This is a genomic window from Nocardioides exalbidus (genome assembly GCF_900105585.1).
GTDB classification, from domain to species: Bacteria; Actinomycetota; Actinomycetes; order Propionibacteriales; family Nocardioidaceae; genus Nocardioides; species Nocardioides exalbidus.
Genome location: NZ_FNRT01000001.1, coordinates 45,242 through 60,767, shown reverse-complemented (window position 1 = coordinate 60,767; position 15,526 = coordinate 45,242). Strand labels below are relative to the sequence as shown.

17 protein-coding genes are annotated in these 15,526 nt (G+C 72.3%); 13 read left to right on the top strand and 4 right to left on the bottom strand.

Annotated elements, in window-relative coordinates; genetic code table 11:
- Positions 1-8 precede the first annotated feature (8 nt).
- Positions 9-1,601 (top strand): alkaline phosphatase D family protein, encoded by a 1,593-nt coding sequence (locus BLV76_RS00300; protein ID WP_217630214.1) that lies wholly within the window; start codon positions 9-11, stop codon positions 1,599-1,601.
- Positions 1,602-1,627: 26 nt separating this feature from the next.
- Here BLV76_RS00300 and BLV76_RS00295 read toward each other — a convergent pair whose 3' ends face one another.
- Positions 1,628-2,800, bottom strand: coding sequence for a PQQ-dependent sugar dehydrogenase (locus BLV76_RS00295; RefSeq protein WP_090967338.1), 1,173 nt, complete (start codon positions 2,798-2,800; stop codon positions 1,628-1,630).
- Positions 2,797-3,720, bottom strand: a complete 924-nt coding sequence (locus BLV76_RS00290) for an EamA family transporter (protein WP_245734473.1) — start codon at positions 3,718-3,720, stop codon at positions 2,797-2,799. Before BLV76_RS00290 ends, BLV76_RS00295 begins: the two co-directional genes overlap by 4 nt.
- A gap of 106 nt (positions 3,721-3,826) precedes the next feature.
- Between BLV76_RS00290 and BLV76_RS00285 the strand changes: the two genes are divergently transcribed.
- From BLV76_RS00285 to BLV76_RS00250, 8 genes are all read left to right on the top strand, one after another.
- Positions 3,827-4,918 (top strand): WD40/YVTN/BNR-like repeat-containing protein, encoded by a 1,092-nt coding sequence (locus BLV76_RS00285; RefSeq protein WP_090967337.1) that lies wholly within the window; start codon positions 3,827-3,829, stop codon positions 4,916-4,918.
- 16 nt (positions 4,919-4,934) lie between these two features.
- Complete coding sequence (locus tag BLV76_RS00280; protein WP_090967336.1) at positions 4,935-5,390, top strand: SRPBCC family protein; 456 nt, start codon at positions 4,935-4,937, stop codon at positions 5,388-5,390.
- Between the two features lie 391 nt (positions 5,391-5,781).
- Positions 5,782-6,399, top strand: coding sequence for a helix-turn-helix domain-containing protein (locus BLV76_RS00275; RefSeq protein ID WP_175539500.1), 618 nt, complete (start codon positions 5,782-5,784; stop codon positions 6,397-6,399).
- A 43-nt stretch (positions 6,400-6,442) separates the two neighbouring features.
- Positions 6,443-8,134, top strand: a complete 1,692-nt coding sequence (gene ilvD / locus BLV76_RS00270; RefSeq protein ID WP_090967334.1) for a dihydroxy-acid dehydratase — start codon at positions 6,443-6,445, stop codon at positions 8,132-8,134.
- A 46-nt stretch (positions 8,135-8,180) separates the two neighbouring features.
- On the top strand, positions 8,181-9,392 hold the full coding sequence (gene kynU / locus BLV76_RS00265) for a kynureninase (RefSeq protein ID WP_245734472.1): 1,212 nt from the start codon (positions 8,181-8,183) through the stop codon (positions 9,390-9,392).
- On the top strand, positions 9,389-10,138 hold the full coding sequence (locus tag BLV76_RS00260) for a GNAT family N-acetyltransferase (protein ID WP_090967332.1): 750 nt from the start codon (positions 9,389-9,391) through the stop codon (positions 10,136-10,138). Before kynU ends, BLV76_RS00260 begins: the two co-directional genes overlap by 4 nt.
- 25 nt (positions 10,139-10,163) lie before the next feature.
- Positions 10,164-10,580 carry a VOC family protein gene (locus tag BLV76_RS00255; protein WP_090967331.1) on the top strand — a complete coding sequence of 139 codons (417 nt, stop codon included), beginning with the start codon at positions 10,164-10,166 and terminating at the stop codon, positions 10,578-10,580.
- On the top strand, positions 10,577-11,020 hold the full coding sequence (locus BLV76_RS00250; RefSeq protein WP_090967330.1) for a deoxycytidylate deaminase: 444 nt from the start codon (positions 10,577-10,579) through the stop codon (positions 11,018-11,020). The genes BLV76_RS00255 and BLV76_RS00250 overlap by 4 nt, the downstream gene beginning before the upstream one ends.
- Here BLV76_RS00250 and BLV76_RS00245 read toward each other — a convergent pair.
- The gene (locus tag BLV76_RS00245; protein ID WP_090967329.1) at positions 11,001-11,738 is read right to left on the bottom strand and encodes a hypothetical protein; all 738 of its coding nucleotides are present in this window, start codon (positions 11,736-11,738) and stop codon (positions 11,001-11,003) included. The two genes, BLV76_RS00250 and BLV76_RS00245, sit on opposite strands and share 20 nt — an antisense overlap.
- Positions 11,739-11,770: 32 nt before the next feature.
- Here BLV76_RS00245 and BLV76_RS00240 point away from each other — a divergent pair, with 32 nt between their 5' ends.
- The gene (locus BLV76_RS00240; protein ID WP_217630213.1) at positions 11,771-12,379 is read left to right on the top strand and encodes a TetR/AcrR family transcriptional regulator; all 609 of its coding nucleotides are present in this window, start codon (positions 11,771-11,773) and stop codon (positions 12,377-12,379) included.
- Here the strand turns inward: BLV76_RS00240 and BLV76_RS00235 are convergent.
- Complete coding sequence (locus tag BLV76_RS00235) at positions 12,376-12,828, bottom strand: DUF6973 domain-containing protein (protein ID WP_090967327.1); 453 nt, start codon at positions 12,826-12,828, stop codon at positions 12,376-12,378. The two genes, BLV76_RS00240 and BLV76_RS00235, sit on opposite strands and share 4 nt — an antisense overlap.
- Positions 12,829-12,869: 41 nt before the next feature.
- Between BLV76_RS00235 and BLV76_RS00230 the strand changes: the two genes are divergently transcribed.
- The 3 genes from BLV76_RS00230 (at position 12,870) to BLV76_RS00220 (ending at position 15,314) form a co-directional block, all read left to right on the top strand.
- Positions 12,870-13,886 (top strand): S66 family peptidase, encoded by a 1,017-nt coding sequence (locus BLV76_RS00230; protein ID WP_090967326.1) that lies wholly within the window; start codon positions 12,870-12,872, stop codon positions 13,884-13,886.
- A gap of 65 nt (positions 13,887-13,951) precedes the next feature.
- A complete protein-coding gene (locus tag BLV76_RS00225) occupies positions 13,952-14,626 on the top strand; it encodes a 4a-hydroxytetrahydrobiopterin dehydratase (protein ID WP_090967325.1) in 675 nt (224 codons plus the stop codon).
- Positions 14,627-14,630: 4 nt separating this feature from the next.
- Positions 14,631-15,314, top strand: a complete 684-nt coding sequence (locus BLV76_RS00220; protein ID WP_090967324.1) for a VOC family protein — start codon at positions 14,631-14,633, stop codon at positions 15,312-15,314.
- Positions 15,315-15,526 lie beyond the last annotated feature (212 nt).

The following is a 15,526-nucleotide window of genomic DNA, read 5'->3' as shown; positions in this document are numbered from 1 at the left end:
CGGGGGACGTGGAGACCTCTCGGCGGGTACTGCTCAAGGGCGGCCTTGTCGCCGCCGGCGTCACGTTCCTCCCGGGGATGACCGGGCCACCGATCGACCTGCGGCCGACGGCAGCGGCCGTCACCCCGTTCGACAACCCGTTCAGTCTCGGGGTCGCGAGCGGCGACCCGTCGCCGGACGGGTTCGTGCTCTGGACCCGCCTCGCCCAGCTGCCGCTCGACGACGACGGCCTCGGCGGGATGGGTCAGTCGGTCCGCGAGGTCGCCTGGCAGGTCGCGACCGACCCGGGCTTCAGGCGCGTGGTCCGTCGGGGAAGGGTCCGCACCGGCCCGGCCCAGGGGCACTCGATCCACCTGGAGCCGTCCGGCCTCGAGCCGGACCGCGACCACTGGTACCGCTTCCGCCTCGGTCGCCACCTCTCGCCCGTCGGCCACACCCGCACGGCCCCTCGTCCCGAGTCGGCACCGGCCGCGCTGGCGGTGGCGTACGCCTCGTGCGCCCAGTGGGAGCACGGCTACTTCACGGCCTACCGCCGGATGGCCGAGGACGAGCCCGACCTCGTGCTGCACCTCGGTGACTACATGTACGAGTACGACCCGGACTTCGAGCCGGCCAAGACCGGCAACGTGCGCCACCACGAGGGGCCCGAGACGGTCACGCTCGCGGACTACCGGCGCCGGCACGCGCAGTACAAGACCGACGAGGACCTCCAGCTCCTCCACGCGACGGCGCCGTGGGTGGCCGTGTTCGACGACCACGAGGTCAGCGACAACTGGGCCGACGAGAGCCCTGGTACGACGACGCGCCGCGACGGCTTCGGCGACCGGCGTGCCGCTGCGCTCCGGGCCTACTGGGAGAACATGCCGCTGCGCCGCTCGGCCTTCCCACAGGGGCCCGACATGAAGGCGAACCGCCGCTTCCAGTGGGGCCGGCTCGCGACGTTCCACATGCTCGACACCCGGCAGTACCGCGACCCCCAGGCGTGCGGTGACGGCATGGGCACGTGCGAGGAGACCTGGGAGCCGGACCGCTCCATCCTCGGCGCGCCGCAGGAGGCCTGGGTCGACGAGGGGCTGCGCACGTCGACCGCGACCTGGGACGTGCTCGGCCAGCAGGTGCCGTTCGGTCGCCTCGAGCTGAGCCCGGTCGAGATCGACCGGCTCTCGATGGACACGTGGGACGGCTACCCGTCGTGCCGGGACCGGGTGCTCGACTCGATGGCCCAGGCGGCGAACCCGGTCGTGCTCACCGGCGACGTGCACGACTCGTTCGCCACCGAGGTGTGGCGCGACCACGAGGACCCGTCGTCGGTCGCCGTGCCGGAGATCATCACCACCTCGGTGTCGACCAACGGCGACGGCGAGGACACCTCCGACGGCGGCTACCGCTACGCCCGTACGAATCCGCAGGTGAAGTTCTGGAACGAGCTGCGCGGCTACGTGAACCTCACCTTCACCGCCGGCCGGCTGGACGCCGACTACCGCAACCTGCCCTATGTCCACGAGCCCGGCGCACCGGTCTTCACCCGCGCGTCGTTCGCCGTCGAGGCGGGGTCGCCGTTGCTCCACCAGACGGGGGCGCAGCCGCTCGCTGGGTCGTGAGTCTCCAGGAGACTCACGAGCGAGGGTCAGGGCCGGATGCGGATGATCCGGTCGTCGGCGGGGGTCGGGTTGCCGCGCCCGTCCTGGTTGGACGTGGTCACCCAGAGGACGCCGTCAGGTGCCGTCACGACCGTGCGCAGGCGGCCGTAGTCCTCGGTGAAGAACGCCTTCGGCCTGGTTGCCTTCCCGGCCGCGGTGACGTCGATCCGCCACAGCCGCTGGCCGCGCAGCCCGGCCATCCAGAGGTGGCCGTCGGCGTACGCCAACCCGCTGGGGGAGGCCTGCTCGACCGGCCACACGAGCTGCGGGTCGATGAACTCCGGCGCGCCGCCGCTGCCCTCGACCTCCGGCCAGCCGTAGTTGCCGCCCTTCTCGATCAGGTTCAGCTCGTCGAACTCCGAGTCGCCGAACTCCGAGGCCCACAGCCGGCCCTCGTCGTCCCAGGCGAGGCCCTGCACGTTGCGGTGCCCGAGCGACCACACCGGCGAGCCGGCGCGGGGGTTGCCCGGGGCGGGGTCGCCGTCGGGGGTGATCCGGAGGATCTTGCCCGCGAGGCTGTCGGGGTCCTGGGCGAGCTCGGGGTCGCCGGTCTCGCCGGTCGTGACGTAGAGGTAGCCGTCCGGGCCGAACGCGATGCGGCCACCGTCGTGGATGAAGCCGGCGGGGATGCCGCCGAGGACGACCGTGGGCTCGCCGAGCCGGCCGTCGTCGACGACCGCCTTGACCACACGGTTGTCGGTGCCGGTGGTCACGTAGAGGAAGAGGGTCTGGTCGCTGTCGTAGTCGGGCGACACGGCGACGCCGAGCAGCCCGGCCTCACCCTGGGGGACGGCCGCGGTGATCCCGCCGAGGCGGCTGCGGGTGCCGTCGGGGGCCACCTCGAGGACGGTGCCGGACATCCGCTCGGTGACGATCGCGTCGCCGTCGGGGAGGAAGTCGACGCCCCACGGGACCTCGAGCTGGTCGACCAGGGTGCCGAGGGCCTCGGGCGCTGCGCCGGCCCCGCCGTTGCCGCCGCCGTTGCCGCCCCCGTCCGCGCTCGGCTTCTCGGTGGGGGTCGGCTGCGACGGGACGTCGGTGGGCTGCGTGATGCGCGGGATCGACTCGGGGGTGTCGCTGGAGGAGCAGCCGGTCGCGGCAAGCAGCGTGAGGGCGAGCACGGTGAGCACGAGGCGAGACGGTCCGGGTCGCGTTCTCATGTGGCCAGTGTGCCGGGTGCGGCCGCACGCTCTCCGGAGTCGTGGTCGGTGTCGTGGCCGGGTGGTTCGCCGAGGGCGGACCCGGAACGGGTGGCACCGATGCTCGCGGCGACGACGCAGGCGATGGCGAGCCACTGGACCGGCGCGAGGTGCTCGTGGAGCACGACGATCGCCGCGAGCGCTGCCGCTGCGGGCTCGAGGCTCATCAGGATGCCGAAGACCGCAGGACGCAGGCTCCGCAGCGCGACCAGCTCGCAGCTGTAGGGGATGACCGAGCTCAGGAGCCCCACGAGCGCGCCGAGGAGCAGGATCCGTCCGTCCCAGAGGCTCCCGCCCGCGGCCAGGAGCGCCGGCACGGTCATGCCCAGCGCCGCCACGACGCTCGCGACCGCGAGGCCGTCGAACCCGGCCCACCGCCGGCCGGTGCTCGCGCTGAGCAGGATGTAGGCCGCCCACGCCGCGCCGGCGAGCAGGGCGTACGCCACTCCGAGCGGGTCGAGGTCGCTCTTCTGGAAGCCCAGCAGGACGACGCCGACACCGGCGAGGACGACCCACACGAGGTCGCGCGCGCGCCGGGAACCGACGAGCGCCAGCGTCAGGGGACCGATGAACTCGATCGTCACCGCGATGCCGAGCGGGATGCGGGAGAACGACTGGTAGATGCCCCAGTTCATCGACGCCAGGCTGACGCCGAACCCGACGACGACCAGCCAGTCGCGTCGGCTGCGGCCGCTCAGCCGGGGGCGTACGACCACGGCGAGGACCAGCGAGCTGGTGACCAGCCGGAGCCACACCATCGCGGTGGGCGAGATCTCGCCGAACAGGCCCTTGGCGATCGCCGCGCCGAGCTGGACGGAGAGGATGCCGACCAGGACCAGCCCCACGGGCCCGAGCAGGGCACGGTTGGGGCGTCGGGTCACCGAGCAAGCCTATTCAGTGCGGTCCCGGGCCTGTCGCACCGTCTCGTCGGAGGAGTAGCGTCGAGGCCCACCCGGCGACGGACCGGGCAGGACCAGGAGGCTTCCCATGACGCGAACCCTGCTGATGGTGGGTACCAAGAAGGGCCTGTGGCTGGGCACCTCGGACGAGGCACGTCGTTCGTGGGCATGGACGGGTCCGCACTTCCCGATGGAGGAGGTCTACTCCGTCATGGCCGACACCCGGCGGGCGACACCGCGGCTCCTGGCCGGCGCGTCGTCGAGCTGGTTCGGTCCGCAGGTCTGGCGCTCGGACGACCTCGGCTCGACGTGGGACGGCACGCCCAACGGCGCGGCCCGGTTCCCGGAGGACACCGGTGCGTCCCTCGCCCGGGTCTGGCAGCTGCAGCCGGGCTTCGAGGACGACGTGGTGTGGGCGGGCACCGAGCCGGGCGCGGTCTTCCGCTCCACCGACGCGGGGGAGACCTTCACGCTGGTGCGCGGCCTGTGGGACCACCCGCACCGCGAGGAGTGGAACGAGGGCTTCGGCGGTCAGGCCTTCCACACGATCCTCCCCGACCCCCGGGACGGTCGGCACGTCCTGGCGGCGCTGTCGACGGGCGGGGTGTACGCCACGGCGGACGGCGGCGAGTCCTGGTCTGCCTCCAACCAAGGGGTCAAGGCGGAGTTCTTCCCCGGTGAGCGCAACTACCCCGAGTTCGGCCAGTGCGTGCACAAGGTCGCGCGGGACTGCGCGGACCCCGACCGGCTCTACCTGCAGAACCACGGCGGCGTCTACCGCTCCGACGACGGCGGCGCCTCCTGGAACGACATCGCGCCGGGCCTGCCGACCGAGTTCGGCTTCGCGATGGTGGCGCACCCGCACCGCGCCGACACGGCGTACAACTTCCCGATCACGGGCGCCGAGGCGCGGTGGCCGGTCGACGGCAAGGCGCGGGTCTACCGGACCCGTGACGCCGGCGCCTCGTGGGAGCCGCTGGGTGAGGGCGTCCTGCCGGACGTCTACTTCACCGCGGTGATGCGCGACGCGATGTGCGTCGACGACCACGACGAGGTCGGGCTCTACTTCGGTGGTCGCAACGGCGCCGTGTGGGCCTCTCCCGACGAGGGTGAGTCGTGGCAGGAGATCGCGCGCAACCTGCCCGATGTCCTGGTGGTCCGCGCCGCACGCCTCGGCTGAGGTCTAGTCTCGCGCCATGGCCGACTTCTCGCTCTCGCGCAGCACCCGGATCGCGGCGGAGCCGGCTGGCGTCCACGCCCTCCTCGACGACTTCCGTGAGTGGCAGAAGTGGTCGCCCTGGGAGGGCGTCGACCCCGATCTCCACCGCGAGTACACCGGGCCCGACCGCGGCGTCGGGGCCACGTACCGCTGGTCCGGCAACAAGAAGGCCGGCGAGGGCGAGATGCGGATCACTGACTCCAGCCCGGGCGCGGTGGTGGTCGACCTGGTGTTCCTCAAGCCGTTCAAGGCCACCAACGTCACCACGTTCCGCCTCGTCCCCGCGAGCGAGGCGACCGAGGTGACCTGGACGATGACCGGCGAGCGCAGCGCGATCATGTCGGTCATGGGCAAGCTGTTCTTCGACAAGGCGATCGGCGGCGACTTCGAGAAGGGCCTCGCCGCCCTCAAGCAGCAGGCCGAGCGGGCCTGACCCGCGTCACGTCCTCCTTTCCTCGCCTCACCTCTGCTCGCCTCTCCTTGCCTCTCCTTGCTCCGCCCGATCGCCGTCACTCACTCGTGAGTCTCCTGGAGACTCACGTCGGAGGGCCGCGGTGGCTGGCGCGGCAGGCCCGGAGGGGTGCCAGTCGCGGCTCACGCGCGCACTGGCACGTGAGTCCGCCAGAGACTCACGAGCCAGCGCGGCCGAGCAGGCGTACGAGCCGCGGTGCACGGACCGTCCGACGACCTGGTTTCCGGGCCACCAATCGTCCACAGGGCCGTCGCCGATGCCTGGCCGGGACCCTCCTGTGGATGGCCGCTGCGCGGTGTCGGTCGACCGCGTTCGGATGGGCGTACGACATCGGACGACGCAGGAGGCACGGGTGACGGTCGCGGAGAGGCGCAGCCTGAGGAAGTGGTTGGACCAGCAGGAGGAGTGGACCGAGGACGAGTGGACGTGGTTCCGCACCGGACCCGTGGACGGGCACGTCCAAGGGATCGTGCGGCGGGTCCGACGCATCCTCGAGGTCTCGCAGAGGGGGCTCGCGGACCTGCTCGGGGTGTCGCAGTCGGTGGTGGCCCGATGGGAGACGGGACGGACGAGCCCGCGCGTGTCCGACCTGCTCGACCTGCTCCGGATGGCGCGGCTCGAGCTGGTGCTCCTCGACGACGCCGACCAGGAGGTCGATCCGATGCGGGACGACGGGGTTCGGACGCACGGCGGGAGCCGGTTCCCTGCTCATGTCGACCTCCGGGTCACCGGCTGGTGGTCTCCGGCCGACGTGGAGTCGACGATGGTCGAGTACTACCAGTGGAAGCGGCGGTCCAAGGCGGCCGGCGACCCGTCGGTCCGCTACCGCCGCTCCCGATGGAGGCGCGCGCTCGAGCGGGAGCTGTGGGGCACGCCCGACGACCATCCGTCGCTGAGGCAGTGCGCTGCCGAGGCCGAGCACCTCGACGAGCGGCGCGAGCAACGTCAAGCACGACGAGCAGCAGCGTGAGACACGTCGCCGGAGCAGGGAGGGCGTTGACTAGCCTGACGGCATGACCAAGACCCCTTCAGCACCCGACATCAAGCCCCGGAGCCGCGACGTCACGGACGGCCTCGAGGCCACCGCTGCGCGAGGGATGCTCCGCGCGGTAGGCATGGGTGACGACGACTGGGCCAAGCCCCAGATCGGGGTCGCGTCGAGCTGGAACGAGATCACGCCCTGCAACCTCTCCCTCGACCGGCTCGCCAAGGCCGTGAAGAACGGGGTGCACGCGGGTGGCGGCTACCCGCTCGAGTTCGGCACGATCTCGGTCTCCGACGGCATCTCGATGGGCCACGAGGGCATGCACTTCTCGCTGGTCAGCCGCGAGGTCATCGCCGACTCGGTCGAGACCGTGATGATGGCCGAGCGCCTCGACGGCTCCGTCCTGCTCGCCGGCTGCGACAAGTCGCTGCCGGGGATGCTCATGGCCGCCGCCCGCCTCGACCTCGCGAGCGTCTTCCTCTACGCCGGCACGATCATGCCCGGCCAGGTGGACGGTCGCGACGTCACGATCATCGACGCCTTCGAGGCCGTCGGCGCCTGCCTGGCCGGGAAGATCACCCGCGAGGAGGTCGACAAGGTCGAGCGTGCGATCTGTCCGGGCGAGGGCGCCTGCGGCGGGGCCTACACCGCGAACACGATGGCCAGCGTCGCCGAGGCGATCGGCATGTCCCTGCCCGGCAGCTCCTCCCCGCCGGCCGTCGACCGCCGCCGCGACGGGTTCGCCCACAAGTCCGGCGAGGCCGTGGTCAACATGCTGCGCCAGGGCATCACCGCCCGCCAGATCATGACCCGCCCGGCCTTCGAGAACGCGATCGCGATGGCGATGGCCCTCGGCGGCTCGACCAACGCCGTGCTCCACCTGCTCGCGATCGCGCGCGAGGCCGAGGTCGACCTGACCCTCGACGACTTCACCCGCATCGGCAAGAAGGTCCCGCACCTGGCCGACATGAAGCCGTTCGGCCGCTTCGTGTGGACCGACTTCGACCGCGTCGGCGGCATCCCGGTGCTGCTGAAGGCCCTGCTCGACGCCGGCCACCTGCACGGCGACGTGCTGACCTGCACCGGCAAGACGATGGCCGAGAACCTCGCCGAGCTCGACCCCAAGCCGCTCGACGGCGACATCCTGCGCCAGCTCGACAAGCCGATCCACGCGACCGGCGGCCTGACGATCCTCAAGGGCTCGCTCGCTCCGGACGGCGCCGTGGTCAAGAGCGCCGGCTTCGACGACTCGACCTTCACCGGCACGGCTCGCGTCTTCGACGGCGAGCGCAAGGCGCTCGACGCCCTCGGCGAGGGCGCGATCAAGGCCGGCGACGTCGTCGTCATCCGCTACGAGGGTCCCAAGGGCGGCCCCGGCATGCGCGAGATGCTCGCGATCACCGGTGCGATCAAGGGCGCCGGCCTCGGCAAGGACGTCCTGCTGATCACCGACGGCCGCTTCTCCGGCGGCACCACCGGCCTCTGCGTCGGCCACATCGCGCCGGAGGCCAGCGACGGGGGGCCGATCGCTTTCCTGAAGGACGGCGACCAGATCACCCTCGACGTCGCCAACATGACCATCGACGTCCACGTCGACGAGGCCGAGCTGGCCGAGCGCGCCGTGGGCTGGGAGCCGCTCCCGCCGAAGTACACCCGCGGCGTCCTCGGCAAGTACCGCAAGGTCGTCCAGTCGGCCGCGCACGGAGCGGTCTGCTACTGACCGAGGCCGTGGACGGCGTGGACGGGTCGGTGGATAGGTTGCCGTGGTGAACCAGAACACCGCAGCGCAGCTCGACGCCGCCGACCCGCTCGCGTCCTTCCGCGACCGGTTCGTGGGAGCCGGGTCCGACCTTGTCTACTTCGACGGCAACTCGCTCGGCAGGCCGGTCGCGGCCGCGGCCGCGCGCCTCACCGAGTTCGTCGAGCAGGAGTGGGGCGGTCGCCTCATCCGGGGCTGGGACGAGCGCTGGATGGACCTCCCCACGACCCTCGGCGACGACCTCGGCCGCATCGTACTGGGCGCAGCCGCCGGTCAGACCGCGGTCGGCGACTCGACCACCGTCTGGCTCTACAAGCTGATGCGCGCCGCGGTCGACCACGCCGTGCGGACCGCCCCCGGCCGGACCGAGATCGTCATCGACACCGACAACTTCCCCACGGACCGGTACGTCGCCGAGGGCATCGCCGCCGAGCGCGGCCTGACCCTGCGCTGGATCGAGGTCGACACCTCCGCCGGCGTCACGGCCGACCAGCTCAGCGAGGCCGTCGGCGAGCGCACCGCCCTCGTGGTCCTCAACCACGTCGCCTACCGGTCCGCCTGGCTCGCCGACGCCCCCGAGCTCACGCGGATCGCCCACGAGGCCGGTGCCCTCGTGCTCTGGGACCTCTGCCACTCCGCGGGCGCCGTCCAGGTCGACCTCGACGCGTGGGACGTCGACCTCGCCGTCGGGTGCTCCTACAAGTACCTCAACGGCGGCCCCGGCTCACCCGCCTTCGGCTACGTCAACGCCCGCCTCCAGGACGAGCTCACCCAGCCGATCCAGGGCTGGATGGGCCACGCCGACCCGTTCTTCATGGGACCGGGCTACACGCCCGCGCAGGGAATCCGACGCTTCATCTCCGGCACCCCGCCGATCCTCGGGATGGTCGCCATGCAGGCGATGCTCGAGCTCGTCGAGGAGGCCGGCATCGGGGCCATCCGGGAGAAGTCCGTCGCGCTGACGTCGTACGCCGTCGAGCTCGCCGATGCGACCCTGCCTGAGGTCACCCTCGCGTCCCCGCGCGACCCGGCCCAGCGCGGCGGCCACGTGACGCTCCACCACGAGCGGATGCGCGAGGTCACCGCGCGGCTGTGGGAGCGCGACGTGATCCCCGACTACCGCGACCCGGGTGGGTTGCGGATCGGCCTCTCGCCGCTGTCCACGTCCTTCGACGAGGTGGAGCGCGGCATGGGCGCGGTCGCGGAGGCCCTGCGATGAGCCGGCCCGTGGGCGTGCAGCTGTCGGCGACCCGCACCCGCGACACCAACGACCACGGCCAGCGGATCGGCCGCCCGGTCGACTGGACCCCCGCGAAGACCCCAAGGCCGGTCACCCTGGAGGGCAAGGGCGTCCGCCTCGAGCCCATCGGCCCGCAGCACGTCGACGACCTGGTCGCCGCGGTCTGCGGTCGCGACGACGACGCCCTCTGGACGTACCTCTTCTGGGACCGACCGGCCGACCGTGACGAGATGGCCGCGATCGTCGAGCGCGGCGCCGCCGACGACGGCCAGGTGATGTTCGCCATCGTCCCGACCGAGACCGGGCGCGCGATCGGGTTCTGCTCGCTCATGCGCATCGACCCCGCGATGGGCTCGATCGAGGTCGGCGGCATCAACTACGGCCGCCGGCTCCAGCGCAGCCGCGCCGCCACCGAGGTGCAGGCGCTGCTGATGCGCCACGTCTTCGACGACCTCGGCTACCGGCGCTACGAGTGGAAGTGCGACAGCCTCAACGCGCCCTCGCGCCGCGCCGCGGTCCGCCTCGGCTTCATCTGGGAGGGCCGCTTCCGCAACGCGGTCGTCTACAAGGGCCGCAACCGCGACACCGACTGGTTCTCGATCACCGACCTCGAGTGGCCACGGGTGAGCACGGCGCTCGACGAGTGGCTCGACGACCGCAACTTCGACTCCATGGGGCGCCAACGTGCCCGGCTCGCGGCGCGCCCGCCCGAGCCCGAGAAGTAGGACCCGAGAAGCAGGGAGCACCCAGATGGACCAGCGCGTCAGCTTCATCACCCTCGTCGTGACCGACCTCGAGGCCACCCGGAAGTTCTACGTCGATGGCCTGGGCTGGGAGCCAGAGGTCCACGTCGCGGGGGAGGTGATGATGTTCCGGGTCGCAGAGAAGGTCGTCCTGAGCCTGTGGGCCGAGGCAGGCTTCACCGCTGAGGTCGGGCACGCGCCGACACGCGGCGGCGTACCTCCCGTCACGCTGTCCCACAACCTCGCCACCAGGCAGGGGGTCGACACCGTGCTGGAGCAGGCAGCCGCCGCGGGCGCGAGGGACATCGGCGAGGCGTTCGAGCGCGAGTGGGGCGGCTACAGCGGCTACTTCGCCGACCCGGACGGCTTCCGCTGGGAAGTCGCCTACAACCCGCAGGAGATCGGGCAGTCTGTGCTCCCGTGAGCACCGCGCAGGTCCCGGGCTGGGACGACTACTTCCTCGGCATCGCCTCCGCCGTCGCGGCGCGCGCCAAGTGCACGCGCCGTCGGGTGGGCGCGGTGCTGACGATCGACCACCGGATCATCGCGACCGGCTACAACGGCGCGGCACCCGGCGAGGACGACTGCCTGATGGGCGCGTGCCCGCGCGGCCATCTGGGGTACGACGACGTGCCGGGGCTCGGCGACTACGACCGGCCGGGCACGCCCGGGTTCTGCATCGCCATCCACGCCGAGGTCAACGCCCTGCTCTTCGCGACCCGCGACACCAAGGGCTCGACCGCCTACATCACCGATCCGCCCTGCCCGGGCTGCCGGAAGGCGCTGGCCGCAGCCGGGGTGGTCCGGGCCGTCTGGCCCGAGGGTGAGCACGACCGGGAGGGCCTCACGGCGTGGGGTCGGTAGGCGCGCTGGCTCGTGAGTCTCCCCGAGACTCACGACCGAGTGCGGCCTTCTCCCCGACCTTCTCCTCCTCCGCCTTGCGCCGCCGCTTGACCTCGCCACGGGCGATGAAGAACGCGATCAGGATCGGGATCGCGAACTTCCGCACCGGCTCGGTCCACGCGGGCAGCGACGGCAGGTCGGGCCACGGGATCGAGGGCAGGTTGATGTCGGGCCAGGGGATCGATGGCCAGGGGATCGATGGCCACGGGATCGACGGCCACGGGATCGACGGGAGGTCGATGTCGGGCCACGGGATGTCCAGGCTCGGCCACGGGACGAGCGTCAGCAGCCACACCAGCAGGATCGGCACCCCGACCCCGGCCGCGGCGAGAGCCGTCTGCCGCGCCGTGTGGAGGTGCGGGTGCGCCCCGATCCACTCGGCCCGGGCGGCCGCCTTCGACCCGGCCTCGGGCTCTAAGTCGGTGCCGCCGAGACCGGTGTGCGCGGCCGCCTCGGACTCGTGGAGGGTCACCCGCCGGGCGGGGCCGACCATCGGGAACTTCAGGCGTACGGCACCACCGTCCGTCGACGTGACGACGATGGTCTCGTCGGAGGTCTTCTTCCGGCCGAGCTCCGCATCGTCGCGGGTCCACACGACGGACCGGACCAGTGCGCCCTGCGCGATCGTCACGACGTGCTCGTGCCCGTCGTGCTGCAGCGACCAGTGCTCTTCCCCCATGCCTGCAATACTAGAGCACACGCTCCAAGAAAGTGAGGGCTGAGGACGTGGCGCGCACGGTCGACCCCGAGAAGCACGAGGCGCGGCGGCTGGTCATCATCGACGCCGCCCTGACCTGCTTCGCGGCGACCGGCTACGCCGGCACGTCGACGGCGGCGATCTGCCGGCAGGCGGGCATCGGGTCGGGGACGTTCTTCCACTACTTCCCGACCAAGCAGTCGCTGCTCCTCGCGATCCTGGCCTACGGCACCGACGAGACCCGCGACTGGTTCGCGGCCCGTGCCGCCGACGCGGACCCGCTCGCGGTCGTCGAGGCCTACCTCGACCACACCGCCGAGGAGATGTCGGACCCGCGGATGGCGGGGTTCGTGCGCGCGGTGAGCGCGGTGATGGGGGAGCCCGAGGTCGAGGTGGCGCTCGCGCTCGACAGCCGGGTGCTCCAGGACGGCCTCGAGCCGTGGATCGCCCGCGCCCAGGTCGCCGGGCAGGTGCGCACGGACCTGACCGCGCGCGACCTGACCGCCTGGGTCCTGGTGGTGCTCGACGGCTTCCTCGGCCGGCTGGCGGTCGACACCGACTTCACCGCCGAGGACCAGCAGGGGACCCTGCGCGACGTCGTCCGCCGCGTGCTGGCCGCCTAGTGCGGCTTGACCCAGATCAGCTCGTCGGCCTCCCACTTCTCCAGCGCGACCGGCACCAGGCTCGCCACGGCCGCGGAGGCCGAGCCCGAGGCCAGCTCAGCGGCGTGCGCCTCGCCATGGGCCTGCCCGACCGCGTTGTTGTGGGCGTCGACCGTCGAGTCCTTCCGGTTCGGAGAGCCGGTCTCCTGCGCGGCAGCGATCGCCGCCGCCGCCTCCCGGCCGAACCGGGCGGTCAGCACGGCCTGCCACATGAAGTGCCGCATCGCGTTGGTGCGCCCCGGGACGCCCTTGCCCTGCACCGCGGCCGTCTTCAGCGCCGCCTGCGAGACGACCAGCACCTCGGCCGCCTGCGACGCGCTGAGCCCGGCCCGGGTCGCCGCGGTCCAGAGGCGAGGAACGCCGGTCGCCGCATGGATGGCAGCCGGGAGGGAGGTGTCGAGGAAACCCATAGCGACACAATTCCATGGGCGGCCACTGACAGACTCGGTGCATGAGCCAGCCGCTCCGCTTCCCGCGCCCGCTCCGCCCCGGCGACCGCATCGGTGTCACCTCGCCGTCCGCGGGCGTCGCCGAAGATGCCGCGACCCGCATCGAGTTCTGCGTCGCGTGGCTGCGCGAGCGGGGGTACGACGTCGTGGTCGGGGACTGCATGGACGGCAGCGGCCTGACCTCGGCGCCCGCGGAGCAGCGCGCCGCCGAGCTGACCCGGATGCTGGCCGATCCCGACATCCACTGCGTCCTGCCGCCGTGGGGCGGCGAGACCGCGATCGACCTGGTCGACCTGCTCGACTACGACGCGCTCGCCGAGGCCGAGCCCACTTGGCTGGTCGGGTTCTCGGACCTCTCGACCGTGCTCGTGCCGATCACCACCCGCCTCGGCTGGGCGACCCTCCACGGCGACAACCTCGCCGACACGCCGTACGCCGTCCCCGACGGGCTGCTCCACTGGCTCGACCTCGCCGGCGGCCCGGGGCCCTTCGTCCAGCGTGACTCAGGGGTCGTGACCGACTGGTGGCGGTTCGAGGAGGACCCCCGCGCCACCACGTGGAAGCACGTCGGCACCAGCCAGTGGGAGCTCGAGGGCGGCGGCAGCCTCGACGTCACCGGCCGCCTCGTCGGCGGCTGCGTGGAGACCGTCGCGAACCTCGCCGGCACCGCGTACGGCGACGTCCGCACGTGGGCGGAGACGCTCGACGAGCCCACGATCGTGTACGTCGAGGCCTGCGAGGAGGACGCGGTGAACATCTGCCGCTACCTCCACTCCCTGCGGCTGGCGGGCTGGTTTGACCGGGCGGCCGCCGTGCTGGTCGGCAGGACCGCGGCACCGAACCACCCGGACCTGACCCAGCGTGGTGCGGTGCTCGACGCGCTCGCGCGGCTCGACCTTCCGATCGTCTGGGACCTCGAGATCGGGCACGTGCCGCCACACCTCCCGCTCGTCAACGGTGCGCTCGCACGTGTCGTGGTCGACGGCGACACCCGGGAGATCACCCAGACCCTCGGTTGAGCCCCGGGCCACGCGCCCGCGCACAGGGGTGGCCGCTGTCGGTGGGGAGTGGCAGGGTCGAGGCCATGAGCGACGACCCGAAGGCACGACTCACGCACGACCAGATCCTCGAGGCCGGGATCGACGACTGGCGCAAGGTGCTCAACCGGATCCGGGCACGCTTCCGCACCGGCGACTTCGCCACGGGGGTGGCACTGGTCGACCGGATCGGGGCGGCGGCGGACGAGGCCGACCACCACCCGGACGTCTCGCTCACCTATCCCGAGGTGATCGTGGCCCTGAGCAGCCACGACGTCGGCGGCATCACCAGCCGCGACATCGACCTCGCGCGGCGGATCAGCGGCTTCGCGGCCGAGCTCGGCGCGGAGGCCGACACCTCCGGGCTGACCATGCTCGAGCCCGGGCTCGACACGGCTGCGCCCGAGCGGCTCGGAGGGTTCTACGCCGCGCTCCTCGGCGGCGAGGTGAGCCACGGCGAGCCGGTTGACCCGAGCGGCCAGGTGCCGGGCCTGTGGTTCCAGAAGGGCGAGCGCGGTGAGTCCGACCTGCCGGCCCAGGACCACGAGCAGCGCTGGCACTTCGACGTGTGGGTCCCGCACGACGAGGGGGAGCGGCGCCTCGCGGCCGTGCTGGCCGCCGGTGGCACCCTCGTCAGCGACGCCGAGGCTCCGGCGTTCTGGGTCGTCGAGGACGCCGACGGCAACCGGTCCTGCATCTGCACGCCGCTCGACCGCGGCTGACCCCATGACGTCGACGGACGAGGGCCGGGCGCTGCGCTTCAGCGAGGTGCAGGCCGAGGTCGAGGCGGGGGAGGGGCTGGCCGACTGGCGGATGATGTTCCAGACCCTCGAGACGCGGTTCGCCACGGGAGACTTCGCCCGCGGCCTCGAGCTCGTCGCGCGGGTCGGGGGCGTCGCCGGGGAGGTCGGTCACACGCCCGAGCTCGACCTGAGGGCGACGACGCTCCACGTCCGGCTGATCTCGCGCGACGTCTTCGGCGTGACCCGTCGCGACCTCGCGCTCGCGCGGGCGATCAGCGAGGTGGCGGGCGAGCTGGGGATCTCCGCCGACCCGGCCGCGGTCGAGATCGTCGAGCTCGCCCTCGACACGCCTGAGCTCACGGAGGTCAAGCCGTTCTGGCGAGCCGTCCTGGGCTACTCCGACCACCCGCTCCACGACGCGGAGGTGCGCGACCTGGCGGGCAACGGCCCGGCCCTGTGGTTCCAGCGCACCGAGCCCCACGACACCCCGAGGCAGCGCTTCCACCTCGACGTCCGCGTCGCGCCGGAGCTCGTCGCACCCCGCACCGAGGCCGCGCTCGCCGCCGGCGGGAGGCTGGTGAGCGACGAGCACGCACCGGCGTTCATCGTGCTCGCCGACCCGCAGGGCAACCAGGTCTGCCTCACGACCGGCCTCGGCCGCGACTGAGCCTGCACCGACGCCAGCGACGCGCCACGATCCGAGACGACCGTTCCAGATGTTGGGACGCCTGTCACACTGGCTTGACGCCGGACCACCCCGGCGACGACGGTTGTCACATGCGCACCGAGAACCTTCTTGTACGCACGCGACGCGTGAGCTGAGGCCTCCGGCCGAACGCACGCGCGTCACCCCTCGTCGCCCACCGGGCCGAGGGGTTT